At 48.8% G+C, this 15,728-nt stretch carries 15 protein-coding genes; 10 read left to right on the forward strand and 5 right to left on the reverse strand.

Annotated features, from left to right (window positions below):
- Nucleotides 1–21: 21 nt before the first annotated feature.
- The 4 genes from PYW49_RS20000 to lldP form a co-directional block, all read right to left on the reverse strand.
- Complete coding sequence (locus tag PYW49_RS20000; RefSeq protein WP_320387324.1) at nt 22–1,362, reverse strand: MFS transporter; 1,341 nt, start codon at nt 1,360–1,362, stop codon at nt 22–24.
- Between the two features lie 182 nt (nt 1,363–1,544).
- Nucleotides 1,545–2,732: an FMN-dependent L-lactate dehydrogenase LldD gene (gene lldD / locus PYW49_RS20005; RefSeq protein ID WP_320387325.1), complete on the reverse strand. Its 1,188-nt coding sequence runs from the start codon at nt 2,730–2,732 to the stop codon at nt 1,545–1,547.
- Nucleotides 2,729–3,502 carry a transcriptional regulator LldR gene (gene lldR / locus PYW49_RS20010; RefSeq protein WP_045400284.1) on the reverse strand — a complete coding sequence of 258 codons (774 nt, stop codon included), beginning with the start codon at nt 3,500–3,502 and terminating at the stop codon, nt 2,729–2,731. The genes lldD and lldR overlap by 4 nt, the downstream gene beginning before the upstream one ends.
- Nucleotides 3,499–5,154 carry an L-lactate permease gene (lldP, locus tag PYW49_RS20015; RefSeq protein WP_148243799.1) on the reverse strand — a complete coding sequence of 552 codons (1,656 nt, stop codon included), beginning with the start codon at nt 5,152–5,154 and terminating at the stop codon, nt 3,499–3,501. The genes lldR and lldP overlap by 4 nt, the downstream gene beginning before the upstream one ends.
- A 442-nt stretch (nt 5,155–5,596) precedes the next feature.
- Here lldP and PYW49_RS20020 point away from each other — a divergent pair, with 442 nt between their 5' ends.
- The 9 genes from PYW49_RS20020 (at nt 5,597) to PYW49_RS20060 (ending at nt 13,410) form a co-directional block, all read left to right on the forward strand.
- Nucleotides 5,597–6,292, forward strand: a complete 696-nt coding sequence (locus tag PYW49_RS20020; protein ID WP_320387326.1) for a fimbrial biogenesis chaperone — start codon at nt 5,597–5,599, stop codon at nt 6,290–6,292.
- Between the two features lie 26 nt (nt 6,293–6,318).
- On the forward strand, nt 6,319–6,894 hold the full coding sequence (locus tag PYW49_RS20025; protein WP_320387327.1) for a fimbrial protein: 576 nt from the start codon (nt 6,319–6,321) through the stop codon (nt 6,892–6,894).
- Between the two features lie 82 nt (nt 6,895–6,976).
- Nucleotides 6,977–9,334: a fimbria/pilus outer membrane usher protein gene (locus PYW49_RS20030; protein WP_320387328.1), complete on the forward strand. Its 2,358-nt coding sequence runs from the start codon at nt 6,977–6,979 to the stop codon at nt 9,332–9,334.
- A complete protein-coding gene (locus PYW49_RS20035; protein WP_134348363.1) occupies nt 9,313–10,149 on the forward strand; it encodes a fimbrial protein in 837 nt (278 codons plus the stop codon). The genes PYW49_RS20030 and PYW49_RS20035 overlap by 22 nt, the downstream gene beginning before the upstream one ends.
- Before the next feature lie 224 nt (nt 10,150–10,373).
- The gene (locus tag PYW49_RS20040) at nt 10,374–10,724 is read left to right on the forward strand and encodes a hypothetical protein (protein ID WP_134348364.1); all 351 of its coding nucleotides are present in this window, start codon (nt 10,374–10,376) and stop codon (nt 10,722–10,724) included.
- Complete coding sequence (locus PYW49_RS20045) at nt 10,724–11,047, forward strand: hypothetical protein (protein WP_320387329.1); 324 nt, start codon at nt 10,724–10,726, stop codon at nt 11,045–11,047. Before PYW49_RS20040 ends, PYW49_RS20045 begins: the two co-directional genes overlap by 1 nt.
- Before the next feature lie 234 nt (nt 11,048–11,281).
- On the forward strand, nt 11,282–12,028 hold the full coding sequence (locus PYW49_RS20050) for a winged helix-turn-helix domain-containing protein (RefSeq protein ID WP_320387330.1): 747 nt from the start codon (nt 11,282–11,284) through the stop codon (nt 12,026–12,028).
- Nucleotides 12,021–12,500 carry a FidL-like protein gene (locus PYW49_RS20055; protein ID WP_320387331.1) on the forward strand — a complete coding sequence of 160 codons (480 nt, stop codon included), beginning with the start codon at nt 12,021–12,023 and terminating at the stop codon, nt 12,498–12,500. The genes PYW49_RS20050 and PYW49_RS20055 overlap by 8 nt, the downstream gene beginning before the upstream one ends.
- Before the next feature lie 538 nt (nt 12,501–13,038).
- Nucleotides 13,039–13,410, forward strand: coding sequence for a hypothetical protein (locus PYW49_RS20060; protein WP_320387332.1), 372 nt, complete (start codon nt 13,039–13,041; stop codon nt 13,408–13,410).
- 101 nt (nt 13,411–13,511) lie between these two features.
- On the opposite strand, the gene PYW49_RS20065 is transcribed toward PYW49_RS20060, so the two are convergent.
- Complete coding sequence (locus PYW49_RS20065; RefSeq protein WP_320387333.1) at nt 13,512–14,681, reverse strand: HD-GYP domain-containing protein; 1,170 nt, start codon at nt 14,679–14,681, stop codon at nt 13,512–13,514.
- Between the two features lie 267 nt (nt 14,682–14,948).
- Between PYW49_RS20065 and PYW49_RS20070 the strand changes: the two genes are divergently transcribed.
- Nucleotides 14,949–15,704, forward strand: a complete 756-nt coding sequence (locus PYW49_RS20070; RefSeq protein ID WP_134348370.1) for a winged helix-turn-helix domain-containing protein — start codon at nt 14,949–14,951, stop codon at nt 15,702–15,704.
- Nucleotides 15,705–15,728: the final 24 nt, after the last annotated feature.

Consider the following 15,728-nt stretch of genomic DNA (forward strand, 5'->3'; position numbering starts at 1 on the left):
GAATAGCAGAAAAGAGAAGGACTACGCGACGCCGGGTTCCTGCGAGCGGCTATACAGCATTTTGTAGACAGTTGCCGCAGCAGCCACCAGTGCGGGCACGCTGAGGATCATTAAAATACTGTCTGCCTGCCACTGCATGGAAAGAAGCTGAGCGCTGGTCATGGTTCCCGCCACGCCGCCAAAGCGGCCGATCCCCTGCATCCAGGCGATGCCCGTCGCACGGCACTCGGTAGGGTAAAAGGTGGCGGCCAGGGTTTGCATGCCCGATTGCGCGCCGTTCATCGCGATCCCCATCAGGAAGATCAGCCCGCCAAACAGGGCGATATGATTATGCTCCATGCCGAGCAGCAGGATCAGCCCCATCGTCAGGACAAACCCGCCCGCGACCACTTTGTGCGCTTCCCAGCGGTCCATCATCCAGCCTGTAAGCAGAATGCCTGCGGTACCGCCGAAGGTGAACAGCGAAGTCAGCCATGCGGATTCCGCCAGAGCATAACCCATTCCCTGCATCAGCGTCGGCATCCAGCTCAGCAGGACGTAGTAAATCACCAGTCCCATAAAATAGGTCACCCACAGCATCAGGGTGCCGGGCAGCCAGGGCATGGAAAACAGCTGCGTCACGCTCCCTTTTTTAGAAGTGACTTTCTCCTCTGCCAGGAAAAAGCGCGTGACGCTCTCCAGCGTGCTGCGGGAGAATCGACTGGCGATACGACGAACCTGCATGACGTCTTTCCCGCGCTGCACCAGAAACTTCACCGACTCCGGCAAAAACAGCGCCAGCAGCAGCGTTAGAATCAGCGGAGCAATTGCGCCGGTCAGCAGCACGCTTCGCCAGCCATGGTGAGGAATAAGCCAGGAAGAGATCGCGCCGCCGCCCGCCGCACCCAGAGGGAAGCCGCAGTACATGGTATTAATCGCCATGGCGCGGCAACGTTGGGGGGCAAACTCGGAGATAAGCGTAATGGCGTTCGGCATGGCGGCACCCAGCCCCAGGCCGGTCAGGAAGCGCCATAGCGTCAGGGTATTCAGACTTTGCGCCCAGGCCGTCCCCAGGCTCGCGAGGCCGAAGAACAGGCAGGAGAAAACCAGCACGCGCTTGCGTCCCACCCGGTCCGATACCGGACCTGCGATCAGCGCACCCAGCGACAGCCCCAACAGCGCAGCGCTCAGTACCGGACCCAGATCCTGTTTATGTATCCCCCATTCTGCCGACAGCGTAGGCGCGATGTAGCCCATCGCCGCTGTATCAAAACCATCGATCGCCAGAACCAGAAAGCCCAGCACGATGAGAAGCCAGTGAAACCGTGAAAAGGGACTGTCGTCGATCACCTGCTGAATATCCACCTTACCTGAATACGTCATGCGCTCCCCTCCAATCTGATGTTGTTTTTGTGTTCTTGTATTTGCTTGTCTATACAATTGCGGACGGCAGGTGGATGTCAAATTTTCTTATCCAATATGTTATCTGGATGTTATTTTTGGCATAAAAAAGCGCCCGATGGGGAATCGGGCGCGTGAAAAAGAGGTGTTAACGGCGGGACAATTCAGGCCGCGTTATCCTGTGCAAGCGGAGCCAGCGCCGCCGGTAACTGACTTAATTCCTGCACCAGAGAGTCTTTGCTGATTTCCCCGATCGTTTTCGCACCGGTCAGCGTCATCGCGACCTTCATCTCTTTTTCGATCAGGTTAAGTAGATTTGCCACGCCTGCCTGGCCCGCCGTCGCCAGCGCATACAGATACGCCCGACCCAGCAGTACGCTGTCCGCGCCGAGTGCAATCATGCGCACCACATCAAGCCCGTTACGAATGCCGCTGTCGGCGAGAATAGCGATATCGCCTTTTACCGCATCAGCAATTGCCGGAAGGGCGCGTGCGGAAGAGAGTACCCCGTCAAGCTGGCGTCCACCGTGGTTAGAGACCACAATCCCGTCTGCCCCAAAGCGTACCGCGTCGCGGGCATCTTCCGGGTCGAGGATCCCTTTGATCACCATCGGGCCGTCCCAGAATTCGCGGATCCACTCCAGGTCTTTCCACGAGATGGACGGATCGAAGTTGTTTGCCAGCCAGCCGATGTAATCTTCAAGCCCGGTAGGTTTCCCGAGGTAAGCCGAGATGTTCCCGAGATCGTGAGGACGACCGTTCAGGCCGACATCCCAGGCCCACTGCGGGTGGGTCACTGCCTGCCAGTAACGACGCAGGGCGGCATTCGGGCCGCTCATGCCGGAGTGCGCATCGCGGTAGCGCGCGCCGGGTGTCGGCATATCGACGGTAAAGACCAGCGTGGAGCAGCCCGCCGCTTTGGCGCGCTCCAGCGCGTTGCGCATAAAGCCGCGGTCGCGCAGGACGTACAGCTGGAACCACATTGGGCGCTTGATGGTCGGGGCGACCTCTTCGATCGGGCAGACGGACACGGTTGAGAGAGTAAACGGAATGCCTTTGGCATCCGCCGCTGCAGCCGCCTGGACTTCGCCCCGGCGGGCGTACATGCCGCACAGACCAACGGGCGCAAGTGCCACGGGCATGGAGAGCGTCTCGTTAAACAGTTTTGTCTCAAGGCTCAGGTCAGACATATTTTTCAGCACGCGCTGGCGCAGAGCCACCTCAGACAGGTCTTCCACATTGCGGCGCAGGGTGTATTCGGCATACGCTCCACCGTCGATATAGTGGAACAGGAACGGCGGCAAAATGCGCTGCGCCGCGGCGCGATAGTCACTGGCTGCTGAAATGATCATGCTTTGTTCTCCCTGGAAATATCACTGTCGCCAGGCAGGCGGGTAATACGCGCCTGTCGGGCCTGGTCTTCATCGAATCGTTTAATCGTGGTGTGCACGAAGCCCAGATGCGCCATCATCGCTTTGCGCGCAGCCTCGGCATCACCCGCCAGAATGGCGTTGAGCACCGCCTCGTGCTGTTCTGTGAGCCGGGCAAACACCGGCGGAACCAGATACATGCGCTGGCGGCTCTGCTTCACGGAGGATTGCAGCAGGTCGAAGAACCCGCGCATGGTCTGGAGCAGGACCACGTTGTGCGATGCCTCGGCAATCGCCAGGTGAAAGCGCACATCCGCCTGGGAGGCGATATCCGGATCGCTGCTTTGCGTGGCCTCAAAGCAGGCGATGAGCTTCTCTTTGTCGGCGTCGGTTGCCCGCATGGCCGCGTGCCAGGCGGTACTGGTTTCGATGGCGTGACGCGCTTCAAGGATATCGAAGCTGTAGTCCGGATCGTTTTCCATCAGCGTTTTCAGCGGCTGAACGATGTTTTGCTCGGACCAGTCGTCATGCTGCCAGCGCACAAAGGTGCCGCCGCCGCGACGGCTCACCAGTACCCCTTCGCTGACCAGCGTGGCCAGCGCTTCACGCAATGAGTTACGTGATACGCCAAGCTGGGCAGCGAGCTGGCGTTCGGCGGGCAATTTCATGCCCGCTTCCAGCTGTTGTTCTTCAATCAGCGCCCGCACGCGAGAGGCAATCTCGTCGGACAGGCGTCTGGGCATCACTATCATGGGATCATCCAGGTTAAGACATAGGCCTGCAGGGTGGTGATCACCCCAACCATGCAGGTGAATATCAGGCTGTGTTTCACGGTAAAGCGGAACAGATCCGACTCTTTACCGACCAGACCTACCGCCGCACAGGCAATGGCGATGGATTGCGGCGAAATCATCTTGCCGGTCACGCCGCCGGTCGTGTTAGCCGCCACGAGCAGCACATCTGATACGCCGATTTGCTGTGCGGCGGTAGCCTGCAGGGCGGCAAACAGGGCGTTAGACGAGGTATCTGACCCGGTCAGGAACACCCCCAGCCAGCCGAGGAACGGCGAGAAGAAGGTGAAGGCGTGACTGGTATGGGCCAGCGCCAGTGCCAGGGTCGATGACAGGCCGGAGTAGTTCGAGATAAACGCGAACGCCAGCACCATGCCGATGGAGTAAATCGGCAGCATCAGCTCTTTAATGGTCGCCGCAAAGGTCTGCACCGCGGCTGCAGGCTTCATGCGCAGCCACACCACGGAAAGGATAGCGGCAAACAGGATGGCGGTACCGGTGGCAGAGAACCAGTCGAATTTATAGACCGCGGCATACGGCGTGGCGGCGTGCACCACCGGCGGCATACGAGCGACCATCTTGTCGAGGAACGGCACAGAGATATTAATCACCATGTCGTACAGCGCGCCGCCCGGGGCGAACAGGGCTTTAAACGGCGGGATGCTCCACAGCGTGACCGTTGCGGTCAGGAACAGGAACGGCGACCAGGCGCGTACCACCTGGCCTGCGGTATAGCCCGTACGCGCCAGGGTTTGATCCACCTGCGAAGCACCCATATCGGCGAAGCGGAAAATACGTACCGGCTGCCAGCGTTTCAGGAACAGGGTCAGACAGACCAGAGAGACCAGCGAAGAGATAATGTCCGGCAGCTCCGGGCCGAGGAAGTTCGAGCTGAGGTACTGCGCGATAGCGAACGAACCGCCGGCCACCATCACCGCAGGCCAGGTCTCTTTCACGCCGCGCCAGCCGTCCATAATCGCCATGATCCAGAACAGGACGATAATGGTCAGGAACGGCAGCTGGCGGCCAACCATCTGACCAATCTCAAAGCTGTCCAGCCCGGTCACCTGGCCTGCGACCAGAATCGGAATACCCATCGCACCAAACGCCACAGGCGCGGTGTTCACAATCAGACACAGGCCCGCGGCATACAGCGGGTTAAAGCCCAGGCCAACCAGCAGCGCAGCGGTGATCGCCACCGGCGCGCCAAAACCTGCCGCCCCTTCCAGAAACGCTCCGAAGGAGAAGCCGACAATCAGCATCTGCAGGCGCTGGTCCGGCGTGATGGAGAGAATCGACGAGCGGATAATGTCGAACTGCCCGGTTTTCACCGAGATTTTATAGACAAACACCGCCGCGATGATGATCCACGCAATCGGCCACAGGCCGTAGAAGAAACCATAAACGACAGAGGCCAGCGCGCGATCGACCGGCATTTTGTAGAAGAACAGTGCCACCATCAGGGCGATGGCAACGGTATATGTCGCGGCGAGGTAGCCCTTCAGCTTGAGCTTAATCAGCGCAAAGAAGAAGAACAGGATCGGAAGCGATGCGATCAGGCTCGAGAGCCAGATATTGCCGGCCGGGTCGTAGTTTTGTTGCCAGAGGCTCATGCAGGTCTCCTGGGGACCAGACAGCCTGCGCTGCGGGCGAGTCTCCGCTCATCTCTGCGTCACAGTCTGTGTAAAAGTGGTCCTGCCAATGTTGTGTTGTAGGGTTAATGACAATAAATGGTTAACTAAATGTTGAGTGTCGGCAATAGTTTTGTGATGTAAACGATGTTTTTGTGAATCATGGGGATTTTTTTCGTCTATTGGTAGGACCAATATCAGGATGGCATGTTTTCGTAGTGCGATTTTTTTAACATTTAGGTATTGATAGTTTCACTTATGCTGATAAACGTTCACCCGGCACAGCCTCCATAAAGACTATTTTTGAATCGTTTAGGAAACTTCTTTCCGAAAGACCTATTCTGCTTAAAAGGCGAAATTTCTATTTTGTGATGAGAGCGAACTGCTTCCAGGCATCTTCCCGGTATTTAGATAGGTTAACGATATGTTTTCTTGGAAACGTTTACGCAACGGAGCACTGCTGGTTATAGCGGTGCTGCTGCCGTTTTTTAACGCCAGAGCAGCGCTGGTGCTGAGTGGAACAAGGGTTATATTTCCGGCAAGCGAAAACCAGGTGTCAATAAAAGTTGATAACCCGACAGACAATGATTATTTAATGCAGAGCTGGGTGGAAGATGACGCAGGTAAACCGCAGCAAGATATTTTAGTTGAGCCGCCTGTCGCACAAATAAAAGCTAATCATAAAGTTGAGTTAAGATTTAGCCTGGTCGACCCAGCTTTAAAAAATAATAAAAGTGAGCAACTCTTCTGGCTCAACGTGAAAGAGATCCCTCGTGTTGATGCCAACTCTTCGAGTTCTGAACTGTTATTGGCGATGCAAACAAAGATAAAAGTATTTTATCGCCCCGCAGGCATTGAACCTGAATCTGGCGACGCATGGAAAAAATTAACGTGGCGGCGCGCGGGTAAAAACATTGAGGTAAATAATCCGACCCCTTATTTTATCACCATTGATCACGCGATGATTGATGGCCATACAAAGATTGACGTCGATATGATTTCTCCCTTTTCAACAAAAGCTGTGCAGTTGCAAGGTATGGCAAAAGTTAATTCTATCTCCTGGAACGCTATCAGCGATTTTGGTGACGTAACAGAGATGACTTCATCACAAATTCGATGAGTTCTTTATAAAAAAGTGGATATATAATGAAAAAATTGACTTCTTTGGCAATGGCGTTTGCTCTCACTGGTGTTGCCGGTTCTGCTTTTGCAGGCACGTCGACAGACAACGCCAATGCGACAGCTCTGCACGCTTCAACTACCGTTCATTTTAACGGGTTAGTTGAAGAGCCGACGTGTTCTTTTAAAGGTAAATCGATGAAGGTGGTGCTGCCTGTGGTGAGTACTGCGGCATTTGATAAACTGGCAGAGGGAGATCCAGCAATAAATACACAAAAGAAAGATTTTTCTCTCCATATTTCATGTGCAGACCACTTTCAAGCCAACAGGATGCATATGAAAATTACGGGGCAAGGAGAGAAAAATATTCTTGAAAATACCCACGGTACAGCGAAAGGAATGGGGTTGCAGATCTTTAGCGGCGACGGAAATACCGTCCTGCCAATCGGGCAAGAGTTAAATAGCGATACTGCTGGCCTTACTAACGCCTTCCAGAACAATGATAATACACTTCAACTTAGCACGAGATACGTTCGTGCATCTGGCGATGTCACTGGTGGTAAACTCGCTACCGATGCTGTATTTGAAATATATTATAAATAAACAGATGGACCCTGCCACGTAAGCGGCAGGGTTATTTGCTGCTCTTCTGTACCTGATTAATCTTTAAGCTGAACAGCATCACATGAAGAAAAATGCTATTTTTTCTCTTGTTTTCTTTATTTTTTCAACCGCCCACTCAGAAGAAAAATATGACCTCTCTTTCTTCGAGGATGTTGGCGGTGTAAGCATAAAGGATGCTGCTGAGTTTGATAAAGGAAATGACGTGTTACCAGGTGAATATTCCCTGACCGTCTATCTGAATGATAAAGAACTACCGGAGCAACAGATTACATATAAAAAAATCAGCGCTGATAAAATTAGCGCAGTTTTTTCCTGTAACACCCTCAAGCAGTGGGGCGTGGTAATTGAACACTGCTATGACGATCCCAGACCGCTAGAGGATTATATTCCAGAAACCAGCATGCAACTGGATCAGGGTGAAAACACACTCTCAATTACGATCCCGCAGAAATATCTGAATATCACCTCGATAAATGATATCGCGCCTCCTGAAAAATGGCAGGATGGTATCAATTCTGCGTTTACCACCTATAACCTTAATTACGATGATACGCGTAGCACGACGCATGTTAAATCATTTTACGGAAATTTCACTAACGGTATTAATCTGGCTGGATTTCAGTTCAGAAACAACGGGTTTATGACAAAATCCGACGACTCTGGAATGCACTACGTCAGCAGCACAAGTTATATCAGTCATGATATGGATGCATTACGAAGTACAGCCGTTGCCGGTGATTTCTTTACCTCGGGCGATCTGTTTCCCTCCCAGAATCTTCGTGGTGTGAAACTCGCCACAAGCACTGATATGCTCTCGAACGCTCAGCGAACCTATGCTCCGGTGATTTCGGGCGTAGCAAAATCGAATGCTACTGTCATTATTAAGCAAAACGACCTGGTAATCGCTACACGGAAGGTCACGCCTGGTCCCTTTGCCTTAAAAGATATCCCAGCCTCGTCAAATGCAGGGGATCTGGATATTTCAGTTATCGAGGCAAACGGCGAAAACCGACACTTCATCCAGCCTTACAATTCCGTCAACGTTCTGGTGCCTGAAAACGTCTTTCGCTACAGCGTCTACCTTGGACGTAACCGGACGTTATCCTCTGCTCCACAATTACTCGAAGCTAATGGCCTGTACGGTGTTTCGAACGCGATAACACTCATCAACGGTTTTCAATATGCAAACCACTACCTGAATGTTGCTGCTGGCACGGGAGCAAATATCAGATGGCTGGGTGGTATTTACGTGACGTTAAATAAAAGCCAAAGTGATTTCATACAGAAGAAACAAGGTTATGTCATTAAATCTGGCCTGACGCATAGCATTGGCCTGACAGACAGCTATCTCTATTTTACCGCGGAAAATAAATTATCCCAGGGCTATTCCGACTTCGAAGATGCGGTAAGGGCTTCGCCTAAAAGTGATTATAAATCGCGATATGCCTTACAGCTCAGCCAGCAGTTAGGCGCTGTAAACCTGACGCTAAACTACACGCAGCAGTATGGATTTAAGCGTGAAACGAGCAGGGAGATGGGCGGCAGCATGGTCTTTAGTCTCCGGGATATGCAATTCATTGCCAATATTACCCATCGCTATGGCGACAGTTCTGAAAACAGTGTCTCGTTCAATGCCTCAATACCGCTGGGTAAAGAGGAAAAATATTACGTCAACTATAGCCAGTCACATGGGACAGCAACAGATAGCCGCCTTTCGCTCTCGGGGAGTTTGCTCGATGACGACAGCCTGAATTTCGACTCTGGCGTATCGTCAACGGCGGGGCAGCAGCAATATGACTCCTCGCTGAACTGGAGCGCCGGTAAAGGAAACCTCAGCGCGGGCTGGAGCCAGGGGGGAGACAGCAAAGAGCTGAGCATCGGGTTGAATGGCTCCATGGTCGTTCATCATCATGGCATTACCTTTGGACAACCCCTTGGTGTGAGTAGCATCTTAGTCCACACCGATCGTATATCAGGGCTGCATATCACTGACGTTAATGACGTCACGACGGATTATTTCGGCAACGCGATTGTGAATGACGTCTCACCATATCGCTATAACGAAACATCACTCTCTTCCGAGGGGCTAAATCAACAGATCGAGATCGACAGTAACATCTATCAAACCGCTCCACGCGCGGGGGCCATTGTGGAAGTCGATACCAAAGCCAGGCGGGTACAGATTCAATATGCGCACATTTACAGTACAAAGGGCGATCCTGAACCGTTTGGGTCGCAAATTTATGATGCTGATAATCAACGTGTCGGGATCGTTTCAGCCGGGGGATTAATCGCGCTGGATATTCTTCAACATCGCTGGCCCTATCATGCCAGCGACTCGTCTACTCATGCCGTCTGTACTATTGATCTCAATGGAGTTAACAAGAAAAAGCACATATGGGAATTACAATGCCGATAAAAAACGGCGCTCTGCTGGCGCTGGTTGTCTCATTCTCCACCTCTGCCACGACTCTGATGCAAAATATGCCAGCAATAACATTGCAAAATATGGCAGGACAAGAGGATGGAACCCTGTTAAAAACATTACCCCTCTCTTCCCTGGCTGCCAGTGCGTTAAATGAAACACAGCTTTCCATTGCCACCGATGCCGGGATGTGGGACACCTCACGAAGTATTTTTAAAACAACTGTACCGGGAATTGGTTTCAGCCTTTGCGATAAAGACAACAATCGATGTATTTCGAGTCTTTCAGACTGGATCCCAGGAGAAAGTCTCTCTCTTCGTCTCTATAAAATTGGCAATCTCCATGGGGGACGGTACGCGATACCGTCACTGAGCATCTACGGTAAGACACATCCGCTGTTGCGCATAAACCCACCCGCGTTGATTGTTAACACCACGCTTTGCGGGGTGACAACTCAGCGAATCAAAGTCACTTTCCCGTCCTTCACGCTAAACAAGAACGGAGAAAATTTACCCAGTGTCGGCTTTAAAATCCCCGTTATTTGCCTGAACCCCAATGATTATGGAAAAGTTGATCTACAGTTCACCTACCATGGCGATCTTATCGATAGCAATACGCTACCGACTCAACTTGGCAATATTGGCATTCAGATTGCCGATGACCACAATATGCCGGTGGTGTTTAATACCGTGATCAGCCATGCTTCCCCGTCCTTTTCCTATCGCGCGCGTTTAATTACTGTCCCCGGAGAGACCGCCCATTACGGAAGATTTTCCGCTGATGCCACGGTTCTCATCACTCTCAAGTAGAACAAAAATCAATCAGTTAAATCGTATGTCATCCTGGATGGCATACGTTCTTGTGCTGGTACTGGATTCTGTTATCTCCTCATAACATCAGAGCTAATTTGTAAATCATGTTCTAAATACAGGATAAAAATCTAATTATATTCGATGGACCTTTTTATCTTGCTGTAAGCAGCGGCCAGTGGTGTTATTTGAGCCCGACGAAAATGATAATTCTGGGAGCTATCATGTGGTTAAGTAGTAGTAAATATGGCTTACTTATCACCATCTTCAGCAGCGTTGTGGCAACGTGCCTGATGGCGTGGGCCGTTTATTCCTCCAGCGATCTCTTTTTTTGGTGCAGTGCATTTGTCCAGATGAGCGGTGGTTACGTCATTTCATGGTCGAAGAAAAAAGACGATCGGGAAGGCAGCATTGTTAGTTGCGCAATTATTACCGGGGCAATAATGCTTACGGCAGTCGTGGCTAACTATGTATTCTTCGATATAAAACCGTCTCCAGGAGCATGTCTTGCCTGGATAATGCTACTGGCTGGTTTTTTCATCCTGATGAAGACAAAAGTAGAAGATTTTAATTGATGCAAACCGTACATTTAACCTGTTATTTTATTGTTACCATCATGACGCGTTCTTTAGGGGTGGCATTGCTCTCCGGCTCTCAGCGATTGAACAGAAAAATGGCGTTTTCTATTTATGTAGTCACTTTATTGTTGTCTTATTATACGTTATCAAGCTATGTCGCTTACCTGGATTTTGCACTTATCTGCATCACCATAGCAGGCGCCTGCTTGTGTATGAATATGATCTGGGTTGCTTTAAATGGAAATCTTAAATTGTCTCGTTTAAGGTTGCTTGGCACTGGATTGGTTCTTACCGGAGGGCTATTGCTTATCGTTCTATAAATTTTATGATCTGTGTATTTCATGAAAGATAAACGTAGGAATAAATCCACCCACATTAAGAGATTGTAAAATATAGTGGGTGAATGTTACCTCATGGCGTAAAGGAGCGAGGGTGTTTATTGTTGTTTAGGTTTCGTATAGCTACCGATCGTTTTCTCTCTTAGGGGATCTGATAAAGTTCGACTCCACTTTTTTTCAGTGATTGCGACTGTGCTTTATTACATATCTGACAACATGTTATTTAACCCCGCCGACCATACGATCGAATGCGGTGATAATGATGAATTTATTAAGCTCAGTATACCTGCAAGTCAGTTGCTGGAGCTGCTTATCTTGTCGGAAGGTGAGTTAGTTACCCGTGATTACTTGCTGACAGAGGTATGGGATAAAAATGGGCTAAGAGGGTCCAACAACAATCTCAATCAATACATGAGCATGCTTAGACGAACGCTTGCCAATCATGGGTGTGATAATCTGTTTATCACTATCCCAAAAATTGGTTTTCGTCTTAATACTGATATCAAGATTGAAACGCGTAGTGGTCCCGGTGATCAGGTTAATGAACCTGAAAATAGACCAATGCGTAAACAAAACGGTAAAGATCTTAAGATTCTGGTTATCGCTTTTCTATGTATTCTCGTTCCCTTAGCCGTTTTCATCGCCCTCAAGCAGTCTACGTCCCACTACGATATTGTCAGCAGCGATTTGGTTGAAGTTGCTCCGGGCTGTAAAGCGCTTTATTTACATAAATTTAGCGAGAATGAGAAAATCCGCGCGAAAGTTCAAATTAATGAGATGCTTAAGGACCTGAAACTTAAGTGCGATGCAGGAAATACTCTTCTGTTTGACAATGTCGACCCCATCCCGGATGAAAATGACTATGGACGGACTTTCTTTTCGTATTGCCATAATGTGAGCGGAAAAACGTTAGCAAATTGTACTGACTTTTTTTATTCGGACTGGAAAAGACATCATGAATAGAAAAAAATATGCCATCCTCTTCCTGAGTGCCCTTTTTCTTGTGGGGGTTGTATTTTCATTCTTTGAAACTAAAAGTGATGATAAGTACGAGGATTTTCGCTGCAATGGGCCAACGCGCTATTTCCTTGAGAATGAAGAAATCATGGTTAATCAGGATCTACGGGTATCGGGGCACGATACAGCTTATCTTACGCTGGAAGGATATGCTTCAACGAGTGAGGGACGAAAAAAACTGCATCGCATAATCTACATGAACAATGGGAAAAAAGCCTACAAACACTCGTGGCTCTTTAATATTACCAATATTCATAAATCTGTAAACGATACGTTAAGCGATCGGGAATTTGAGCCATTGTTGATGGAGCTAACAGGAGACAGTTCCCTTATTTCTTTTGATATCAACCACCTGTCTGAGAATCTTTATCTCATCGGCACGCCCCTCAGCTATATTTTTACCTGCAACGGCTACTAAATAATTTTTTTCTGATGAAAGCCACAATACCACTGGGATGAATTCATCCCTGCGGTGTGTGGCAAACCTGGTTATCAGTTTATCAATCGCCTTTCTTGCCGGATGGCACATCCCTCGCCACACTCTCATCATCTTTATCAATAAATAGCGCTGTTATTTGTCGCCTTTTGCACGTGTAGCGCCGCTGACAAAACCCGTACAACTCGCACTTTTGAAGCAGTCTGAGGGATGACTACATTCTTTTTATACCCCTGGATGCTGTTCATCTGAGACAGTTTGCCCGTTCTCTCTGTATCGTTCCCCAGTAATCACTTCCCGATGGCTTACAATGGCTACGTTGTTACGGTAATTTCTTCGCTTGCCGCCCCTTACATCTCCAGATGCACTCATTTTGATGATAAATGTCCAGGAGTAGTGGTATTTAGCAATCTCTCAGGAGATGAAAACAAGCATTTAATGCTTGTTTTTATTGTTAGAAATATAAAAACCAATATAAATATCTATATGTTTGAGCTGTGCAGCATAAGATACCACCTTGATGGCGATGTATGGTTATATAGATGCATCAGAGGTTGGCAGTGCAGCCAACCAGATTTTTCTAAAAGAGATGAATAAGATGCGTTATTTCCTGGCCCTGATGATTTTTGCTTTCGCTACCAACTGTTCAGCAGCATCACAAACATCCGTCTCATTTCAGGGGATGATTACCGAGGCGGTATGCCACATTTCTACGTCACACGGCAATATCAGCTCAAACTGCACTAAACAGAATGCACACCATACGGCTTCTTATCATGTTTCTTCTGTAGATAACCAGACGTTCGCCCTGCCAGGAAATGTAGGTCATATGCAGTTAAAGTGGCTGAACGCCGCACGTACTAAAGGATTACTTGTTGCCTTTTACCGCTAATGGCTCACCGGGTAAGCGGCATAAGCAGGCGTTAGAATTTCCCGGAACTTATCAGCAATATCCATATGATGTACCAGAACGAAATCAATACCGTAAAAACTTCAAATATAATCCTTAACATTATTTATTCCTTCCAGTAACTCATCAAACTTGATGCTTTTATAGGCATTCACATCTTCGTCTTTAATAACCATGTTCAGTGCGTTAACCACGTCAGGATCCAGTGAACCGGCTGCCGCTTTTATTTGCATCTGGCTGATTGCATCTGTAGTTGAGCATTGTGAACGGCCGTTAGCGCTAAAACGCAGAGAGACATACTCACAGGCGACTGAAATAATTCTGGCACTGAGATCTAGCTGTGTGCCGTATAAACCCTCAGGAAACCCCTTACCGTCAGGCTGTTCATGAGGGCTACTTGCAATCATTCCTGTCCTGAACATACCCGGTATTGAGGAAAGGATTTCGCGAGTCGTCATTGGGTACGCTTTTAAATATGCCATGGTGTTATCAGGCAAAGCGCACGACTTCGTAAGAAGCCCGGCGGGAAAAGCAAGTCTTCCTAGCCCATGAAGCAAGCCAGCCAGGCGCAGCTCCTTAATTCCCGACTGCGAGAAGCCGTACATTCGAGCAAGTTTTACACAATATTTAGCCACCAGAGGTGAATAGGGCACGCTATACAGGCAATGCAGGTCAACTATACTGGCGATGAGAGTTGCGACCTGGTTCAGGTCATCCTCAGTCAGCGTTCGGGATGAAAAGGGAGACAGTGCCCGAACATCATTTAATAAGTTGGGTGAGGCGAGCTTTCCCCTGATGTCAGGATAGTATTCAAGTTCGCGCAGAGAGAGGATGTCATCCAGTGAGTAGCGGGAGCCGATAGAATCGCACAAGGTTTCAATGGCAGATGTAGGATATTGACCTGGATGATGTTCATTCAAGGTGAGGAGATCAAAATTATCAACCAGGTCGAGTAAACGACAATGGGGATGTGGTTCATTTTTTTCAAATATAAGAGGCATACTGTCTGATATTATCGATACCTGGCTAAAAGCTTTTTGGCAATCGGATAAACCCCAGCTTCTTTTCGAACCTAGTTCATAAAGTAATGCTGCAACATATACCCTTTGTTGTACAGACTCACTGGCGCCTTGCTGACGTAAAAGAGTCATAGCGATAAAAGCGCGTCGTAATCCTCGGTTTCCACTTTCTGGAGTTAGCCGGTCGAGCGCTATGGAAAAGCCAGTTAAAAAATCGGTTAATGCAATATTCACAATTATGTTCCCGTTCAAAAGCATTTTTTTTAGCTTTCGCCTGCAGTTCTAGCCGCTGGCTCAGGAAACAATAATTGCAGTTCGCAAGCAATTTAATTCATAAATGATGAGATATATAGGTTTTTATTCCGGTGGGTTATATTTTCTTGGTTTTATATTTTGGATTGTAAGGCATTCCCGATCTCCCATTGCAGTGGATAGCAGAGTTCAGATCGCGACATTTAACCTGTATACTTCTTGCAGATGCGGCATGTAGATCAGGGCAAAATGAAATATCTCATTGATAGATTAGTTGTATTTAATACCGACGACGGCACCCTGCATTTGCCTTCCAGCGAGGATGTAATCAGGCTGGCTTTACCTGCTGCACGATTGCTGGAGACGTTTTTGTCGTCTGAAGGAAGAGAGCTGACGCGTGAATATCTTCTGGAAACCGTCTGGGATAAGCATGGCTTGCATGCCTCTGGAAATAACTTAAATCAATACGTCAGTATTCTTCGCCGTAACCTTTCTCTGCTTGGCTGTCATGAACTCATTATTACTTTGCCGAAACTGGGGTTCAGGCTGAATGCGGCTATCAGCATTGAGATTCTGGAAACGGATCCTTCTTCTCCGGACCCATCCCCATCCATTGTTACGCCTTCTGGCCATTTCCAGCGCCATTTTTTCATTGGTAGTATTATTCTTACTTTGCTTATAGGGGCGGCTTTCGGATACTTTTATTATGGTGATACAAATAACGGTGCGACGGTGCTTCATGAACAACACAATGAATGCGATATTTATTATCTAAAATATATTTCTGATGAAGAAAAGAAAGAAGCATTAAGCAAAATCATGAGCATCATGAAAAATAATGGCATTCAATGTAAAAAAAATGATGTGATCATCTATAACAGTGAAACAAGTCTGTCTGATAAAGTTGATTCAAGAGAGGTCTTGTCGTATTGCCATGCCGGGAAAGACCGCGTTGTTATTTCATGTGATAATTTCTACCGCTACAGATGGGATAAAACGCAATGAAGACAATATGGCTGAGTGTGGGAT

Origin of the sequence: Enterobacter chinensis (genome assembly GCF_034008295.1) — a bacterium.
Lineage (GTDB): Bacteria > Pseudomonadota > Gammaproteobacteria > Enterobacterales > Enterobacteriaceae > Enterobacter > Enterobacter chinensis.

Excerpts from the sequence above, each read along its gene's own strand:
- PYW49_RS20000 (WP_320387324.1), bottom strand. The coding sequence starts at position 1,362 with ATGACGTATTCAGGTAAGGTGGATATTCAGCAGGTGATCGACGACAGT.
- lldD (WP_320387325.1), bottom strand. The coding sequence starts at position 2,732 with ATGATCATTTCAGCAGCCAGTGACTATCGCGCCGCGGCGCAGCGCATT.
- lldR (WP_045400284.1), bottom strand. The coding sequence starts at position 3,502 with ATGATAGTGATGCCCAGACGCCTGTCCGACGAGATTGCCTCTCGCGTG.
- lldP (WP_148243799.1), bottom strand. The coding sequence starts at position 5,154 with ATGAGCCTCTGGCAACAAAACTACGACCCGGCCGGCAATATCTGGCTC.
- PYW49_RS20020 (WP_320387326.1), top strand. The coding sequence starts at position 5,597 with ATGTTTTCTTGGAAACGTTTACGCAACGGAGCACTGCTGGTTATAGCG.
- PYW49_RS20025 (WP_320387327.1), top strand. The coding sequence starts at position 6,319 with ATGAAAAAATTGACTTCTTTGGCAATGGCGTTTGCTCTCACTGGTGTT.
- PYW49_RS20030 (WP_320387328.1), top strand. The coding sequence starts at position 6,977 with ATGAAGAAAAATGCTATTTTTTCTCTTGTTTTCTTTATTTTTTCAACC.
- PYW49_RS20035 (WP_134348363.1), top strand. The coding sequence starts at position 9,313 with ATGGGAATTACAATGCCGATAAAAAACGGCGCTCTGCTGGCGCTGGTT.
- PYW49_RS20040 (WP_134348364.1), top strand. The coding sequence starts at position 10,374 with ATGTGGTTAAGTAGTAGTAAATATGGCTTACTTATCACCATCTTCAGC.
- PYW49_RS20045 (WP_320387329.1), top strand. The coding sequence starts at position 10,724 with ATGCAAACCGTACATTTAACCTGTTATTTTATTGTTACCATCATGACG.
- PYW49_RS20050 (WP_320387330.1), top strand. The coding sequence starts at position 11,282 with ATGTTATTTAACCCCGCCGACCATACGATCGAATGCGGTGATAATGAT.
- PYW49_RS20055 (WP_320387331.1), top strand. The coding sequence starts at position 12,021 with ATGAATAGAAAAAAATATGCCATCCTCTTCCTGAGTGCCCTTTTTCTT.
- PYW49_RS20060 (WP_320387332.1), top strand. The coding sequence starts at position 13,039 with ATGGCGATGTATGGTTATATAGATGCATCAGAGGTTGGCAGTGCAGCC.
- PYW49_RS20070 (WP_134348370.1), top strand. The coding sequence starts at position 14,949 with ATGAAATATCTCATTGATAGATTAGTTGTATTTAATACCGACGACGGC.